Here is a 17,048-nt window from a genome sequence, read left to right as displayed (position 1 = left end):
GATCAGGATCTTTTATGCACGTGTAAACGTTGTAGTTTAACATCCGTTGCGCAACTCAGGATCGCTTACTAAAGTATCAGTTAAAAGCTGTATACTTTTTTAATTTTGTTACAATTAAATATCATGCACCTTATTACATTCTCTAATAAATGTAAGTTGTTGTTTTTTATTGGATTATATTGTTTTTTGAAATTCACGAAAACGAAATAGTATCGATTTTGTTACCGGCCCTTATAAAAATGATACTTGCGTTTTTGAATATTAGAGAATTAAATAACGTTTAAATTGTCAATCCTTTATTTTTTTACTTAATTAGCAGACGATGGATTTTGACATACATATTATTTTAGCTTAACTTGCACCTTACACCAATATATAACATATGGCAAATTCCTTTAAATTCGTACAGTCCGGACGCGCCACAGAACCCACCTATTTATAGACTAATAACCGAATGAAAACTACGTGTTTTTTGTCCCGTATAAAATACCTCCTTATTGCAGCATTTGCATTGCTGTTAACCTTTTCCTGTGCCAAACCTAATGATGGCACAGTAGTTAAGATCGGCTTTTCCCAAGGAATGAACACCGATGACTGGAGACGCCAGTTAAACAAGAGCATGGTGATAGAAGCATCGCTGCACCCCGAAGTAAATTTAGAAATTAAGGATGCCAATAACGATGTGCAGCAACAGATAAAGGATATTGAAAAGTTCATCGACCTTGGCACAGATGTTATAATCGTATCGCCTATTGAGGCAAAGCCGCTTACCGCTATTGTAGAAAAATCGGTAAAAAAAGGCATTCCGGTAATTATGGTAGACCGCAAGATAAACAGCGAAGAGTATACCGCCTACATAGGTGCCGATAACATAGAGGTAGGCCGCATTGCCGCAAAATATATTGTTTCTAACAGCAATGGCAATGGAAAGATAATAGAAATAACAGGGCTTAAAACGTCGTCACCGGCTTATGAGCGCGGATTGGGTTTTTCTCAAATAATAGACCAGCATCCCCAAATGAAGCTGGTAAGCGTTATAAATGGTGACTGGGAAAGCAGATCGGTAAAGCCACAGCTAAAAAAGCTATTGCAAAGCGACCCGGACATTGAATACATTTTTGCGCAGAATGACCGTATGGCACTGGGTGCGTGGGAAACTGCACAGGAACTTGGCCTGGAGAATAAGATAAAATTTGTGGGGGTAGATGCCCTTAATACCCCTAATGGTGGGATAGAACTGGTTAAGAAAGGGATTTTGCAGGCTTCCATACTTTACCCTACAGGGGGTAACGAAGCACTGAGGCTTGCCCTGAAAATATACAACAAGGAACCCATTACTAAAAATAACCTTCTGAATACGATCGTTATAGATAAAATAAATGCAGAGATCATTAAGAGCCAGTTGGATAAGGTAGACCAGCAGCAAACGGTTATAAAACAACAGCTTGAGAACATAAGCGAACAGGAGCGGGAATATGCATCGCAGCATAGCCTGGTGCGACTGCTTACTTTATTCCTTATGATCATACTCAGCCTTGCCGTATACAGCATTTACAGTACTATTTCCATTTCACGCAAAAAACGGCAGCTGGAGCGGATCAACAGTACCGTTACCGACCAAAAAAATGAGATCGAAGTAATGGCCGCTGCGGCACAACGCAGCAATGAAGCAAAGCTAAGTTTTTTTACAGGGTTGTCGCACGAGTTTAAAACACCTATAACGCTGATATTAAGCTATGCCGAATCGCTTATAGAAAACGATAAGATAAAGGGTACCCGCATTATGGATGAGCTAAAACTGATATACAGCAACTCCCATCGCCTGCTGCGCCTTATAAACCAATTGCTTGATTTCAGGAAAATAGAAGAGCGAAAATTTAACTTAAGGGCCTCTAAAACCAACATCTACTCTTTTACCAGCCAGGTGATGGCCAACTTTAAAGGCGAAGCAGCCCGAAGGAATATTGACTTCCGCCTTGTTGCCGACCATAAGGATACAGAAGTTTATATAGATAACAGCATTATGGATAAGGTATATTTTAACCTGCTGTCTAACGCTTTTAAATTTACTCCGGATAATGGTAAGATAACCATAACTATTAAAGATGGAGCAGATAACACCCTGAAGATCCTGTTTAAAGACAGCGGTATAGGAATTCCTGAAAAAGAGATAAATATGGTGTTCGATCCTTTTTTCCGGGCATCGAATAACAGTAAGAACAGCAGCGGAATAGGGCTGAACCTTTCTAAAGAATTTATAGCGCTTCACAAAGGAACTATAGAAGTAAGGTCCCGGCAGGGTACCGAATTTGTAATTACGATTAATAAGGGCAGGGAACACCTGCTGCAGGCAGAAATAAATAGCGCCACAACTACTACAGAATACAACACATCGTTACTTCAGGATGACCCTGAATTTGAGCACCTGCCGGAAATTAACGTCTTAACTCCCGGCCTGGAGAAATATACATTGCTGGTAATAGAAGACCATCCTGACCTGGTAAACTTTTTAAGCAGCAAGCTTTCGGCAGAATATGACGTGCATACTTCAGACGGCAGCAACGCTGTAACTTTGGCTTTGGAGCTGGTGCCGGATATAATTATTTGCGATATTAACCTTGTAGGGACAGATGGCTTTGAAATAAGCAGGATCTTAAAAAAAGACCTGCGCACTTCTCATATTCCCATTATTATACTTAGTGCGCAAAGCAATAAAGAGTCGGTTATACAGGGTATGCAGGCCGGTGTTGACCAATACCTGGCAAAACCGTTCAGCCTGTCTGTTTTGCGCCAGTCGCTCACCAGCCTGCTTTTTAACCGCGAAAAATTACGCTATTATTATACCAACAATATTTATCGTGTGGAGCCGGAATCTAAATTCGGTACTTTAGAACAGGATTTTATTTCGCGCATGAATACCCATATCATGGAAAATATGGATAATCCAAAATTCTCTGTAGAAGAGCTGGCAGACAAGCTCCATGTATCACGCGTACAATTGTACCGTAAAGTAAAGGCTATATTAGGTATGAGCATAAGCGACCATATTAATAACATCCGCCTGGAGAAAGCTGCTACAATGCTGCGTGAGGCCGACATGAATATCAGTGAGATAGCTTATTCGCTGGGCTTCTCATCGCCCAATTATTTTTCTACAGCATTTAAGAATAAATTTGGTGTTTCTCCTAAAGAATATAAAATAAAAGGCTAAAATGATACAAGGATATACGGAATGCCATGTATCAAAAATATACATTAGGTAACAAAAAATGTATCCCGACGGTTTAGTTATATCGTTTTCGTAAAATTAAACTGTTGATTTACAGTTGTTTGTTGGGTTTTGACAGATGTTGTCTCACGGGTGTTACATAATTGTAGCATTTTCAAAATTACAAATGAGGTGTTACCTGATAATTTAGCAGCAGATCAATTAATATCGCTGCAATGAATAAAATACTTATCTGGTCTGTTACCGCCGCGCTGGCAGGCTTTCTTTTTGGTTTTGATACCGTAGTAATATCGGGCGCCGATAAACAGCTACAGCAACTTTGGCACTCATCCGATGCCTTTCATGGCTCTGTGGTTATGGGCATGGCGCTATGGGGCACCGTGGTTGGCGCCATCTTTGGCGGCATCCCTACAAATAAAATAGGCCGTAAAAATACCTTGTTATGGATAGGTGTTTTCTTTCTTGTTTCAGCCATTGGCTCGGCACTGGCTAATGATCCTTTCACGTTTGCCGCGTTCCGGTTCTTAGGGGGCCTTGGCGTGGGTGCTTCCACTATCGCTGCGCCGGCATATGTGTCTGAGATAGCCCCTGCTGCAAAACGCGGCCGCCTTGTAGCCTTGTATCAATTCAATATCGTACTGGGTATACTGGTAGCTTTTGTATCAAATTATTTTCTTAAAGATGTTGGCGAAAATGCATGGCGATGGATGCTGGGCATACAGGCTGTACCGGCAGTTATTTATATATCGCTCATGTTTACCGTGCCTAAAAGCCCGAGGTGGTTGTTATCGAAGTTCAGGAATGAGGAAGCGCGCAAGGTACTTGCTATTGTAGACCCTTCTGCCAATATCGAATCTATGATGCTGGAGATCCAGCAGGCCGGGGATAAGAGCCATGAAAACATCTTTATGAAAAAATACCGTTTTCCACTGATGCTGGCTTTCCTTATCGCTTTCTTTAACCAGTTCTCCGGCATCAACGCTTTTTTATACTATGCTCCAAGGATATTCCAGGAAGCAGGCCTCGGAGAGAATACCGCCCTTTTGAGCAGTATAGGCATAGGGGTTGCCAATTTACTGTTTACCCTGCTTGGTGTAGCCCTTATTGATAAGCTTGGACGCAAATTACTTATGTACATAGGCTCTATAGGATACATCATTTCATTGGGGCTGGTATCCGCTGCATTTTATTTCAACTGGGGAGGCGTATCGGTGCCCGCATTTCTTTTCCTCTTTATTGCATCACACGCCATAGGGCAGGGGGCCGTTATCTGGGTATTTATATCAGAGATCTTCCCAAACCATATCCGCGCATCGGGCCAGGCCTTTGGAAGTTCGGTACACTGGGTACTGGCAGCCATTATCCCGTCACTTATCCCGATACTTTTCAGTACCATTGGCCCTGAGGTCGTATTCCTGATATTTACCATCATGATGGTTTTCCAGCTTGTTTTTGTTGCCTTTTTAATGCCGGAGACAAAGGGCAGGTCTCTTGAAGAATTAAGTGAAGAACTAACGAATAATGTAACACCACAAAATGATACTGAAAAAACTTCTCCCATTAGCGTTTAGCGGCGCCCTGCTTTTATTGGCTACGCTGTGCAGTGCCCAGGATGTAAAAAGTACCGGGGAGCAATTGTACAGGCCTAATTTTCACTTCACGCCAAAGAATAACTGGATGAATGACCCCAACGGGCTTTTTTATGCCGATGGCATTTACAATCTGTATTTCCAATATTGGCCTTATGGCAACAAATGGGGCCCGATGCACTGGGGGCATGCTACCAGTAAAGATCTGGTAAAATGGGAAGAACAGCCCATAGCGCTTTATCCTGACAGGTTCGGGTACATTTTTTCGGGCAGCGCGGTACTCGATGTGAACAATACCAGTGGCTTTGGCAACGGAAAAACTGCACCGGTAGTGGCAATATTTACCTACCACGACCCTGTTAAGGAGAAAGCCGGTGCAATGGATGTAGAGTCGCAGGGACTTGCTTACTCGCTGGACAACGGATATACCTGGACAAAATATGATGTGGGCAATCCCGTGATCAAAAATCCGGGCATACGCGATTTCCGGGACCCTAAAGTTACCTGGGACAATATACACAACCAATGGATAATGGTGCTTGCAGCCCAGGACAGGTCTCAGCTATACGTTTCCAAAAACCTGAAATACTGGAGTTACCTTTCTGACTTTGGCAAAAATATAGGAGCGCACGGCGGGGTATGGGAATGCCCTGATTTCTTTCCGATGAAAGTAGAAGGTACAGGCGAAACAAAATGGGTACTGATACAAAGCCTTAATCCCGGTGGTGCAAATGGAGGAAGCGGTACACAATATTTCGTAGGCGATTTTGATGGTAAAACCTTTACCCTCGATAAGGCTTTTGCCGAAAGGGTTGCCAAAGAAAAGGCTGTATGGCTGGATCATGGCAAGGATAATTATGCGGGCGTTACCTGGGGCAATGCTCCGGTAAAAGATGGCCGAAGGATAATGATAGGCTGGATGAGCAACTGGGAATATGCAGAGGTAGTACCCACTAACGGATGGCGCAGTAGCAATACGATCCCCAGGGAACTGAAACTCGTTAAAAAGGATGGTAAATATGCCCTTTTAACAAGCCCTGCCGAAGCGCTTAAAAATTATATCGAAAAGGCCAACCGACAGAAAAAGATTGTAGTGAAAGGTACAGCGGTGCTTTCGCAGAAAGGTATGACAGACCTTACAAAGGCCGACATTACATTCAGTGTGAAGGACCTGAAGCAGGATGTATACACCTTTACATTTAGTAATGACGCCGGCGAAACCCTGAGCTTTGGTATAGATAACAAAGCGCATAACCTTTTCATAGACCGTCAGAGATCAGGCAGCATAGCCGAATTCCAAAAGTTTACGGGAACGCCGTCTAAGGCAGCATTGAGCGGATTACAGAAGGCAGGTACATTCCGCATCCTGATGGATAAAACAAGCATCGAAATTTTTTACAACGACGGCGAAACGGTAATGACAGAAATATTTTTTGCCAGCGAGCCTTTCAGCACATTTTCGGCAGCGGCATCATCTGTATTTGAAATTAACGATCTTACTATTAACCAGTTGAAATTTTAATAAACACGATAAACCATAACCAAGCAAAAGATTAATTATGAAATGTAAAATTATTCTCTTTTTATGCCTCCTGTTTCCGGTTCTGGCTGCTACCGCGCAGGGAATAGGGGTAAAGGGAACGGTAGTGTCTGCAGAAGACAATATGCCGCTCCCGGGGGCCTCGGTACTGGTAGAGGGTACTAGTATTAGTGCTTCAACCGACCTTTATGGTAACTTTTTGCTTACCAATATTACTCCCGGTGCAAACCTTGTGGTAAGCTATATTGGCTTTAAGCCGCAAACGATTGCAGCGCAGGAAACAGTGAATATTATATTAGTTCCTGACAACAAAGAACTGGATGCCGTAGTGGTTACCGGCTACTCATCGCAAAAGAAAGCCGACATTACCGGCGCCGTTGCAGTGGTGGATATGGAAGAAGCCAACAAGCAGAAACAGCCTAATGCGCTACAGTCGCTGCAGGGCCGTATACCCGGAGTACGTGTAACTACCGATGGTTCGCCGTCAGGCTCTAACACAGGGATCGTGATCCGCGGGGTGGGTACGCTTAACAATACCGCACCGCTATTGGTTATAGACGGGGTGCCTACAAAATCGGGCATGCACGAGCTGAACCCTAATGATATTGAAACCATACAGGTACTTAAAGATGCTGCTTCAGCCAGTATTTACGGCTCGCGCTCCTCCAATGGGGTTATCATCATAACCACCAAAAAAGGGAAGAACGGCCGTATGCGTATCACCTTCGACCATTATACCGCATTCTCAGGCTATGCCCGCAGGCTGAAAGTCTTAAATGCCGAACAGTATGGACAGGCGTTGTGGCAGGCTAATGTGAATGACGGGATAGATCCCAATAACAATAACCTGAGTTATCAGTTTGACTGGAGCGCGGCAAACGGCAGGCCTACGCTAAATAAGGTTTTGGTGCCGGAATACCTGGACGCGGCGCATACCCTAAAATCGGCCAATACCGACTGGTATGACGAGATAGCACGTACGGGTGTAGCCCAGAATTATGATTTTTCGGTATCTAACGGAACTGATAAAGGCAGCTACCTGTTCTCGCTTAGCTATTATAATAATGACGGTATTGTAAAAACCACCGAATTTAAGCGTGTTACCGCACGCATGAACAGCTCGTACAAATATTTTGACGGAAAGCTTACAGTGGGCGAGAACTTTACATTTGCCCGCACTAACGAAGTTACCGATCCGGGAGTGCTCGACCCTGCATTGCGTGCGCTGCCAATCATACCGGTACATACCACAGATGGTAGCGGATGGGGTGGCCCGGTAGGCGGCATGAACGACAGGCAAAACCCGGTGCGCCTGCTGGAGTATAATAAGGACAACGGCTACAAATACCTGCGTCTTTTCGGTAATGCTTACGCAGATCTTGAAATAATAAAGAACCTGCATGTAAAAACCAGTTTCGGTATAGATTACGGCTATTATAATAAGCGTTCGCTTCAAAGGAGCTATACCTCCGGGTATCTCCATAACGACCAGACATCGGTGACGATAGACCAGAGCGTAAGCGACAAATGGACGTGGACGAACACCGCACTGTACAACTTTGACCTGGGTAAAAGCCACGTTAACCTGCTTGCGGGTACCGAAATGTACCAGGATGTTTTTGACAATACGACACTGCGTAAAAATGACTTTATAGTAGAAACGCCCGATTATATGTATCCTGATGCCGGTACAGGCGAATCGTTTACCAGTGGTACTTCGACACAGTATAAGCTTCTGTCTTATTTTGGCAAAGCCGAATATGATTATGACGGACGCTATCTTGTTTCGGGCACCATCCGCCGCGACGGATCGTCACGCTTTGGGAAAAACAACCAGTTCGGTACGTTCCCTGCAGTATCTGCCGGATGGCGCATCAGCCAGGAAAGTTTTATCAAAGACAAGGAAAACTCTGTTATCTCTGACCTGAAACTGCGCGCCAGCTGGGGACAAACGGGCAACCAGGAGATAAGCAACACGGCAGTATATTCGCTGTTCCTGGCCAATTATGCCGGTGGCAGCCCTACCTGGGCAACCTCCTACGGCACGGCCTACGATATAAACGGCAACAACAACGGCCTGCTGCCTTCGGGGTTTATCGCCACACAAACAGGCAACGACAACCTGAAGTGGGAAACTACCACGCAAACCGATATAGGTCTTGATTTTGGTTTCTTCGACCAGAAGCTTAGCGGTTCGGCCGACTATTATATAAAGAAAACAGAAGATATATTGGTACAGCCTCCTTACCTTGGTGCAATAGGCGAGGGCGGTAACCAGTGGGTAAACGGCGCAAGTATGGAAAACAGAGGCTGGGAAGCGGCCCTTACGTACCATGATGAAACCGCCGGTGGCTTTAAGTATGAAGTGTCGGCAAACATTTCAGCCAATAAGAACAAGATAACCAAACTGCCGAGAGCTGTACAAAACAGCTATGGCGGCAACGGCCTTGACGACAATATTTTAGGCAGGCCGATAAACTCTATGTACGGTTATGTAGCCGATGGGCTTTTCCGTAGCCAGGAAGAGGTTGATAATTCGGCCGACCAGCCGGGCAAAGGCCTGGGCCGCATACGCTATAAAGACCTTAATGGCGATGGCACTATTAATAATAGCGACCGCACATGGATAGGCAACCCCAACCCGGGCTTCCAATATGGTATCAACATCGCGCTGAGCTACAAGAACTTTGACTTTACCACTTTTTGGGATGGCATTGGCAACGTAGATGTTATTAACAGTACCAAATACCAGACTGATTTTTGGAGCGTGGACGATGTAGGCTCTAACAAAGGTACACGCCTGCTCAACGCGTGGAGTGTAGACAACCCTAACTCTAACATTCCCGCACTTACCACAGTGGACCGCAATGCCGAGAGCCGTTTCAGTACATACTATGTAGAGAAAGGCAACTACCTGAAGCTTCGCGTATTGCAGTTGGGCTATACTTTGCCAAAATCGCTTAGCGAAAAGTATAATATGGACAATTTCAGGATCTATGTAAGCGGACAAAACCTGCTTATCATTGACAGCAAAAAATTTACGGGCGTAGACCCCGAAAGCCCGGCCTTCGGTTATCCGCTGCCGGTAACCTTCACGGTAGGCGTTAATGTATCATTATAATCAAATAAGGAATTAAGATGAAAAAGATAATATATACTGTGGGCGCGTTGGCACTGATGCTTAACATTACTGCCTGCTCTGATTTTTTAGATAATAACCCGCGCGGGGTGCTTAGCGAAGGTGAAGTAGTAACCGCCGAAAATGTAGACGGCTTTGTTAATGCGGCCTATGCTGCACTGGGCAACGACCACTATGATACCCCTTTTAGCCTTTGGCCGTATGGCAATGTGCGCAGCGATGATGCCTATAAAGGCGGCAGCGGAACGAACGACATCCAGGATTTCCACTTTTTTGAGGTTTCAAACAATATCCGGTCAGATTTTGCCGAATTGGACAACCTGTGGTACCTGAACTACGTAGGAATATCGCGCTGTAATAAGGCACTGCACGCACTGGAGATGCTTGATGCGGCTGAGTATCCGCAAAAAGAGGCACGGATAGGAGAAATGAAATTTATCCGCGGGCATTTTTACTTCATGCTAAAAATATTGTACCGCAACGTACCTTATGTAACCGAAGATATCCCTGTGGAAGAATATCCGCAGATAAGCAATACCCAGCTTACCAATGAGGAACTTTGGGAAAAAATAGCTTCTGATTTTGAAGCCGCCGCCGCTGTCCTGCCGGATGCGCAGGCACAGGTGGGCCGCGCCAGCAAAAAAGCAGCATATGCCTACCTTGCCAAAACGCGCCTGTACCAGGCCTATACGCAGGATGAAAACTATAATGTGACCGGCATCAGCCAGGAACACCTGCAACAGGTGCTGGACGCTACTGCACAGGTAATGGGGTCGGCGAGCCTGGAGCCTGATTTCGCCAATAACTTTCTTCCGGGCAGTTATGAAAACGGGCCGGAAAGTATATTTGCAATACAATTCAGCAAAGATGACGGCACACTTTACGGCAGGCTGAACTTCGGCGATGTGCTGAGCACGCCACAGGGCCTTGGCTGCTGCGACTTCCATAAGCCAAGCCAGAATTTGGTCAATGCTTTTAAGACCAATAACGGGCTGCCATTGTTTAATACCTTTAATGATGATGACCTCGATTATAACCAGCTTAGCAGCTACTCGGTAGACCCACGCCTTTACCATACGGTAGCCATACCGGGACTGCCATGGAAATATGACCCTGATTATACTTATGTGATGGCCTGGGTAAGGAGCCCGAGTACCTATGGTTACTATGCGTCACTTAAAGAAAACGTATCGCCCAACTGTGGCTGTGTGGTAAACATTGACCCTTTTTACGGCAACTCTAAAAACCGCATCCAGATACGCTATGCCGATGTACTGCTGATGCGTGCCGAAGCCTTAATAGAAATGGGCCAGCAGAACGATGCGCTTGCACTGATAAACCAGGTTCGTAACCGTGCAGCGAACAGTACTGCGCTAATATCGGGCTACGCTACCAATACAAATATTAGCCCTTATATAAACGGGCAAAACTGCAACTGGACCCAGGAGTATGCCCGCAATGCCCTGCGCTGGGAACGCCGCCTGGAACTCGCTATGGAAGGCAGCCGCTTTTTTGACCTCGTGCGTTGGGGTGTTACCGATGAGGTTATGAATGCCTACTATGCTGAAGAAAAAACCAAACGTGCCTATTATAACGATGCGTATTTTGATAAAAACAAGGAAGAATACTGCCCGATACCGTTGGCACAGATAAATTTCAGCCAGGGCGTATACCACCAAAACCCGGGTTATTAATCGATACTAAATTGAAATATTATGAAAAAAGTATTTAAAAAAAGCATTCATAAAGCGGGTCTGCTACTGGCGCTTATAGCTGTACTGTTTTCGTGCGAAGACAGTTTTGATAAAACAGGCTTTGAAAATAACGTTGCCGTAAGCGTTGAATCGTTCAGCATAAACGGCACGGAAGGTGTTATTGATAATAATGCAGGAACCATAACCGTTACGTTGCCTTTTGGCAGTACTGTAAACGCTGAAGTTGCGGACGTAGTACTACCTGAGGGCGCTGAACTAAATGTTGACTTTAGCCAGGCCATGAATTTTAGCCAGCCGGTAGCATTCCGCGTTGTAAACGGGAACTTGTTTAAGGACTATAAGGTAAATGTAATAGTATCGCCCCCTATAGTCAGCTTTAAAATAAATAATTTGGCAGCGGTTATTAATAACACCGCACACACCATAAACCTTACGCTTCCGGCCGGTACAGATCTTACGGCATTACAGCCCGTAATAGAACTTAACGAAGGGGTGAGTATCTCGCCGGCTTCGGGCAGCACGATAGATTTTACGAATCCGGTGGTATTTACCGTAACATCCGGAAGCACAGTGGTGACCTATACGGCTAACGTAGGTGTTCCAGTAGAAGGAATTACTGTCGCTTTCCTGGGTACAGCAGCTACCCGCGAAGCTATTACCAATATGGATGAAAAAACTGCCTGCGACTGGCTTTTTGCAAATTACAGTGGCGCGCAGTACCTTTCGTTTACACAGATCAATTCAGGCACAAGCATCAGCGATATCGATGTTATCTGGTGGCACTATGATTCGGCTCAGACGTTACCTTCAATAGCGTATAACCCTGCGGTTACCACAGCGCTTCAAAACTACAGGGCCAACGGCGGCAACCTGCTGCTTACCACATTTGCCAGCCAGTATGTAGATGCACTGGGTGTAGTACCTGCGGGTAAAGGGCCCAACAATGTGTTTGGCGATTTTTTGCCTGCCGGAGGCGTAGACAGTAACTCCTGGGGGATGTCTTTTGTGGGGCATGAAGAGCACCCTATATTCCAGGGGCTGCAAACTTTCCAGTCAGGAAAAGCAAATTTGCTGCAGGGCGGGACCTACAGGCTAAACCATACCGCATGGTGGTTTTTACCGGAATGGGGCGGCTACAATAACGGCGCAGGCTGGAGAAGCCAGACCGGCGGCATTAACCTGGCCAGCGAGTCCTGGGACGATGCCCTTAACGGCCGCGTTACAGTTGCGGAATGGGGCAACAACGGCAATGCTAATGTTGTAATAATATCTATGGGGGCTTATGACTGGTATAATGAGCCCGATGCTAACGGTAACCCAAGTCAGCCGAATTCCTTTATTACAAATATACAGACACTTACCCAAAACAGCCTTAACTACCTTATTGGGCAATAATAAAATAATCACTATGAAACTAAAATATATAGGGTTAGCAGCGGCCATAACACTCTCGTTCCTTTCGTGCTCCAATGACGATAAGTACATAGGCGGCTCGATAATGGGCGGCGAAACAGAAATGAGCAGCATTTACCCTGCACCGCCATCGCAATGGATGGGCGGCGACGAGCCGTACTATAGCGCAGGCTATACCGGCGATGTAATGCCGTATTATGAAGATGGCACCTGGCATATTTACTTTTTGCACGATGCCATAAACAAACCTGCAGGAAAAGGTTTCCATGATATCCACGAGTATAGCACTACCAACCTCTCCACATTTACATACGAAGGGCAGAGGATACCCTACGGAGGGCAGGACGAACCCGATTTTGGGGTGGGCACAGGCAGCATGGTTAAAGTGGGCAGTACCTATTACTTTTATTACTCTGGGCATAATGAGATAGCAGCATTTATGGCGAACAACCCGCGTGAAAGCGTACTGTTAGCCACCAGTACCGATATGAAGACCTGGACCAAGCAGCCGTCGTTTAAAATAACGGCGCCTGCAGGATATTACGATTATGATTTCCGCGACCCGCAGGTATTCCAGAATCCTGACGATGGTAAATACTGGATGCTTGTAAGCACGCAAACCGACCCTTCGCGTAAAGCGGTTTTGCTTAAATTTACAACTACCGACCCTGCCAGTGGCAATTGGGTACCGGAAGGGCCGCTGTATACCACTACACCTGAAGACAGCTACCTGATGATGGAGTGCGCCGATGTGTTTAAAATGGGCAGTTACTGGTATATGATGTTCAGCGAAAACTGGAGCGGTAACAAAGGCACGCATTATCGCATGGCGACAAGTATTAACGGACCGTGGACAAAACCCGTGAACGACCTCATAGACGGGGAATATTATTATGCCGCAAAAACAGCATCAGACGGTAGTAAGAGATATGCCTTTGGGTGGGCCGCACGCAAGGCACCGGAAAATGACACTGGCGGCAGGGAATGGGCAGGTAACCTTGTAATACATGAACTGGTACAAAATTCTGACGGCACCCTGGCTACAAAAGCGCCGGATGCGGTAAGTACATTGTTTACGCAAAATACTCCTGTAACGATGGAATCTTCTACCGGAACTGTAACCGAAAGCAATGGGGGATATACATTAAACAGCACGTCGGGAACTGCAATGGCAACCTTTGGCGCAGCCGGTAAAAAAGTTCGCATTGGTGCACAGCTTTCGCTAACAAATGCTACAGGCGCGGCAGGTTTTTACTTTAATGTAAGCGATAATACCTACTATAAAGTTGTGTTGGAACCCGCGCAGAACCGTATTGCCGCCTATAACAGCAATGGCGACCTGGTTACCCGCATGCCGCTGGTTATATCTCAGGGCACGGCATATAACATCGATATTATTGCAGACGGCAGCGTTTGTGTGGTTTATATAAATGGTAAAGTAGCATTAACGAACCGTATTTACGGCCGTGATCAGCAAAAATGGGGGATTATAGCTACCGGCGGAGCTACTGCCAGTGTAACAGGATTACAGGTTTTAAAGCCTTAAATTATAATTATTATCTGAATGAATAAAGCGAAGAAACTTAAAGCGGTATCGTATGGCGAGGTACTTTGGGACGTTTTTGCCGATGGTAAGAAAATAGGCGGCGCACCGTTAAACCTGGCCCTCAGGATGCAAAGCCTTGGTTGCGAAGTAGCCATGATAAGCTGCGTAGGGCAAGATGCCGATGGCGATGAAATTGTAGACTATGTAAAAGCGCAGGGACTGGATACTACTGGTATAATAAGGACAGAAGAATATCCTACCGGATTAGTACATGTATATGTAAATGAGCGCGGCAGCGCAAGCTATGAGATAAGTTACCCGTCTGCTTGGGATAAGATAGACCTGACAGATCACGCGCGCAGCCTTGCAGGTGATGCCGATGTATTGATCTATGGCAGCCTCGTGTGCCGCGATGAAGCTTCAAAGCGTTCGCTGGAGGAACTTCTTCAAAATGATATTTACAAGGTGTTTGACGCCAACCTGCGTCCGCCGCATTACACGCAGGCAACCATCGAAAGCCTTATCAGGTCGGCAAGCTTTATTAAATTCAATGATGAAGAACTGCTTGAGATCGCAGCTGGCATGGGTTCGCCTTACACCTTACTGGAAGACAATATGGAATTTATAGCTCATAAAACCGGGACGCGCTCTATGTGTGCTACCAAAGGCAAGCATGGTGCCGTGCTGATGTGGGAGGGAAGCCTTTACAGTAATAATGGCTATCCGGTAAAAGTAGTAGATACGGTAGGTGCAGGCGACTCGTTCCTCGCAACACTTGTTATGGGCCTGCTTTCAGGGCAGGACCCGCAGCGTACCATAGACTATGCCTGTGCCGTGGGGGCCCTTGTAGCGGCATCGGCAGGCGCAAACCCTGTTGTGACGGAAGAAGACATTGGAGCGCTAATGCAAGGCGTATAATAAAAATTTTGGGGTTAGTTAATGTGATTTCCATAAGTTTGGGTTAACTTAGGAAGTGATGAATTTTCCTTGTTAGGGGCAGCTTGGGTAGCTGCCCCTTTTTTGTGGGAGCTATTACTGGTTTTAAATTCTTTATGTATTTACTATTAAAATAGATACCAACGATATTCAATACCATTCTTTTATAACGTTTAAATGGTTTAATCCTGTCGTGGTGACTACTCTGGACATCGAAACCAAAAGTAAAACTTACAAGAAATCTAATAATTTTATATTCTATAAGATTATTAAACAAGAAAAGTGCTAAATCTTTCGATTTAGCACTTTTTTTAAGAATGACCCAGGTATACAAATTCCAAACCATTTTATGCAGGATTTAAAGAAATTGGCCTACTTAACGGGATTTATTAATATTTTCTATACGTTTCCAAAATTAATGGTTTATTTTGTCTACTAGAGGATTGTTTACATTTTTATGCTTTTAGACTGTAGCAAATATTCAGACTCATTCGTAATACGGTAAATCGGTAGATTCCAATTAAGAACATGACGTACAATCCTTTTGAGCGCAACTATTGAATATATAAAATGCATTTGAAATTTAAATTCATCAAGGAGGCGTCCGATAATTAAATCTCCATATCAAGAATATCGTCCTTGATGTCATAAAGCGGGTCATACTAGTCCGCCTTCCTTGATGCCCACTCTATCCATTCCTTCCTCTTTTGTGAAATTTGACCGTCATCCAACGCGTTTGCCCGGGCAGCGGCGACTAGAGCGCGTATCTTCTGCGCTTTGTCAAAGCGCTCCGCTTGTTTAAGCAGCAGGTCAAATTTTTCCTGTCCTGCTTTGCGTATTGCTTCTATCTCCCTCCGTATACGTTCTTCTTCGGCGCGCTGTATCTCCGCGAGGCGTGACCTTTCGCGCCATTCCGCTTCCTTTTTCGCATCGAGCTCCAGCCTGGCCACAATTTTGGCAAGCATAACCTCCAACAGCGTTTTATTATCACGCCATTCCTTATCCCAGGAGTATTTTCCTGCCTTAAAGATAAGCTTCCCGTTAGGTACAAGATCGGAAGTTGTCCAATTCCGTTCAGTCCTGTATACCCTGTTGCTTGCCTCCCGTAATGAAATTTGGGTTTCGATCTCTCCGATAATCACCAACGTCTCATGGCCGCGGGTTACGACTTTGTGCCCCCGATGCTCCAATAGCTTTATAAGCACATCAAAAAAGCGAAGCGCCCTTGGCCTGTGTTCGTTTTGCACATGGATACTCAGGTATGGGATGCTCTTATCATAATTGTAATCTATTTTATGTTTCTTTACATCAGCCCAGTGCCGTTTGGTCTCCCTTATCAGGAGATGAGGTTTTACGAGTTCTTCGGGCACCCTGAGGGGTGCATCGGGGTCCGCATTGATTTCGCGTACCAGAAGTGTTTCGGGGGATTCATCAAGATTGATCGTACTGCCCTCATCCCTTAGGAAATCTCTATCTCGTCCTTTTTCATTTTAAAGGGGGGCAGCTTTTCGGGCTTGACAGGCTTATTGAACTTCATTTTCATCCAATAGCCATTCTTTGGGATGGACACATTGTATTTCCTGCACATCTTGCGTAGCCCATTATCAGAAAGTGCATATTTCTTTGACAACTTGCTGAGGGGCTCACTCCATATAAGTTCGTAGAACTCATTCCGTGACAAGGTTAACTTATCCATTGTATTATAATTTGCTTTTTGCCGGATCAATGATAAAAATATCGATAACCTCCTAGATGATAGTCATCAGGTTGGTAGAGGATTTTGGCTATGATTTTCGGTTGGTAGCCAGAATTGCCAAATTTTTGAGCAAGGTATTCACGCGCCCTCTCCAGCCTGCCCGATTCATCGATATAGCATGATAACAGGATTGTATCAGGGTAGAATTCAAAAGCTACTTCGGCCAACGTATCCAGGCTATTTAG

Annotated in this window: 10 protein-coding genes; 8 read left to right on the top strand and 2 right to left on the bottom strand. The window is 45.2% G+C overall.

The features are described 5' to 3' along the window. Window positions 1-472 precede the first annotated feature (472 nt). From HYN59_RS15090 to HYN59_RS15055, 8 genes are all read left to right on the top strand, one after another. On the top strand, window positions 473-3,211 hold the full coding sequence (locus HYN59_RS15090; protein ID WP_245895590.1) for a substrate-binding domain-containing protein: 2,739 nt from the start codon (window positions 473-475) through the stop codon (window positions 3,209-3,211). A gap of 233 nt (window positions 3,212-3,444) precedes the next feature. Further along, complete coding sequence (locus HYN59_RS15085) at window positions 3,445-4,800, top strand: sugar porter family MFS transporter (protein ID WP_108779073.1); 1,356 nt, start codon at window positions 3,445-3,447, stop codon at window positions 4,798-4,800. Continuing rightward, window positions 4,766-6,340 carry a glycoside hydrolase family 32 protein gene (locus HYN59_RS15080; RefSeq protein ID WP_108779072.1) on the top strand — a complete coding sequence of 525 codons (1,575 nt, stop codon included), beginning with the start codon at window positions 4,766-4,768 and terminating at the stop codon, window positions 6,338-6,340. Before HYN59_RS15085 ends, HYN59_RS15080 begins: the two co-directional genes overlap by 35 nt. A 37-nt stretch (window positions 6,341-6,377) precedes the next feature. Continuing rightward, a complete protein-coding gene (locus HYN59_RS15075) occupies window positions 6,378-9,479 on the top strand; it encodes a SusC/RagA family TonB-linked outer membrane protein (protein WP_108779071.1) in 3,102 nt (1,033 codons plus the stop codon). Window positions 9,480-9,496: 17 nt separating this feature from the next. Beyond that, the gene (locus HYN59_RS15070) at window positions 9,497-11,191 is read left to right on the top strand and encodes a RagB/SusD family nutrient uptake outer membrane protein (protein WP_108779070.1); all 1,695 of its coding nucleotides are present in this window, start codon (window positions 9,497-9,499) and stop codon (window positions 11,189-11,191) included. 21 nt (window positions 11,192-11,212) lie between these two features. Further along, window positions 11,213-12,607: a DUF4960 domain-containing protein gene (locus HYN59_RS15065; RefSeq protein WP_108779069.1), complete on the top strand. Its 1,395-nt coding sequence runs from the start codon at window positions 11,213-11,215 to the stop codon at window positions 12,605-12,607. Between the two features lie 13 nt (window positions 12,608-12,620). Continuing rightward, a complete protein-coding gene (locus HYN59_RS15060) occupies window positions 12,621-14,171 on the top strand; it encodes a glycoside hydrolase family 32 protein (protein WP_181369451.1) in 1,551 nt (516 codons plus the stop codon). Between the two features lie 18 nt (window positions 14,172-14,189). Then, complete coding sequence (locus HYN59_RS15055) at window positions 14,190-15,089, top strand: carbohydrate kinase family protein (RefSeq protein ID WP_108779067.1); 900 nt, start codon at window positions 14,190-14,192, stop codon at window positions 15,087-15,089. A 680-nt stretch (window positions 15,090-15,769) separates the two neighbouring features. Here the strand turns inward: HYN59_RS15055 and HYN59_RS15045 are convergent. Both HYN59_RS15045 and HYN59_RS15035 read right to left on the bottom strand, forming a co-directional pair. Beyond that, window positions 15,770-16,477 (bottom strand): hypothetical protein, encoded by a 708-nt coding sequence (locus tag HYN59_RS15045; RefSeq protein WP_146185958.1) that lies wholly within the window; start codon window positions 16,475-16,477, stop codon window positions 15,770-15,772. An 89-nt stretch (window positions 16,478-16,566) separates the two neighbouring features. After that, a complete protein-coding gene (locus HYN59_RS15035) occupies window positions 16,567-16,803 on the bottom strand; it encodes a hypothetical protein (protein ID WP_108779063.1) in 237 nt (78 codons plus the stop codon). Window positions 16,804-17,048 lie beyond the last annotated feature (245 nt).

This window comes from Flavobacterium album, assembly GCF_003096035.1.
Taxonomy (GTDB): domain Bacteria; phylum Bacteroidota; class Bacteroidia; order Flavobacteriales; family Flavobacteriaceae; genus Flavobacterium; species Flavobacterium album.
This window is presented reverse-complemented; position numbering and strand designations above follow the sequence as displayed.

What these genes read in the sequence shown, in the direction of transcription:
- HYN59_RS15085 (WP_108779073.1), top strand. Translation starts at nt 3,445, where the DNA reads ATGAATAAAATACTTATCTGGTCTGTTACCGCCGCGCTGGCAGGCTTT.
- HYN59_RS15080 (WP_108779072.1), top strand. Translation starts at nt 4,766, where the DNA reads ATGATACTGAAAAAACTTCTCCCATTAGCGTTTAGCGGCGCCCTGCTT.
- HYN59_RS15075 (WP_108779071.1), top strand. Translation starts at nt 6,378, where the DNA reads ATGAAATGTAAAATTATTCTCTTTTTATGCCTCCTGTTTCCGGTTCTG.
- HYN59_RS15070 (WP_108779070.1), top strand. Translation starts at nt 9,497, where the DNA reads ATGAAAAAGATAATATATACTGTGGGCGCGTTGGCACTGATGCTTAAC.
- HYN59_RS15065 (WP_108779069.1), top strand. Translation starts at nt 11,213, where the DNA reads ATGAAAAAAGTATTTAAAAAAAGCATTCATAAAGCGGGTCTGCTACTG.
- HYN59_RS15060 (WP_181369451.1), top strand. Translation starts at nt 12,621, where the DNA reads ATGAAACTAAAATATATAGGGTTAGCAGCGGCCATAACACTCTCGTTC.
- HYN59_RS15055 (WP_108779067.1), top strand. Translation starts at nt 14,190, where the DNA reads ATGAATAAAGCGAAGAAACTTAAAGCGGTATCGTATGGCGAGGTACTT.
- HYN59_RS15035 (WP_108779063.1), bottom strand. Translation starts at nt 16,803, where the DNA reads ATGGATAAGTTAACCTTGTCACGGAATGAGTTCTACGAACTTATATGG.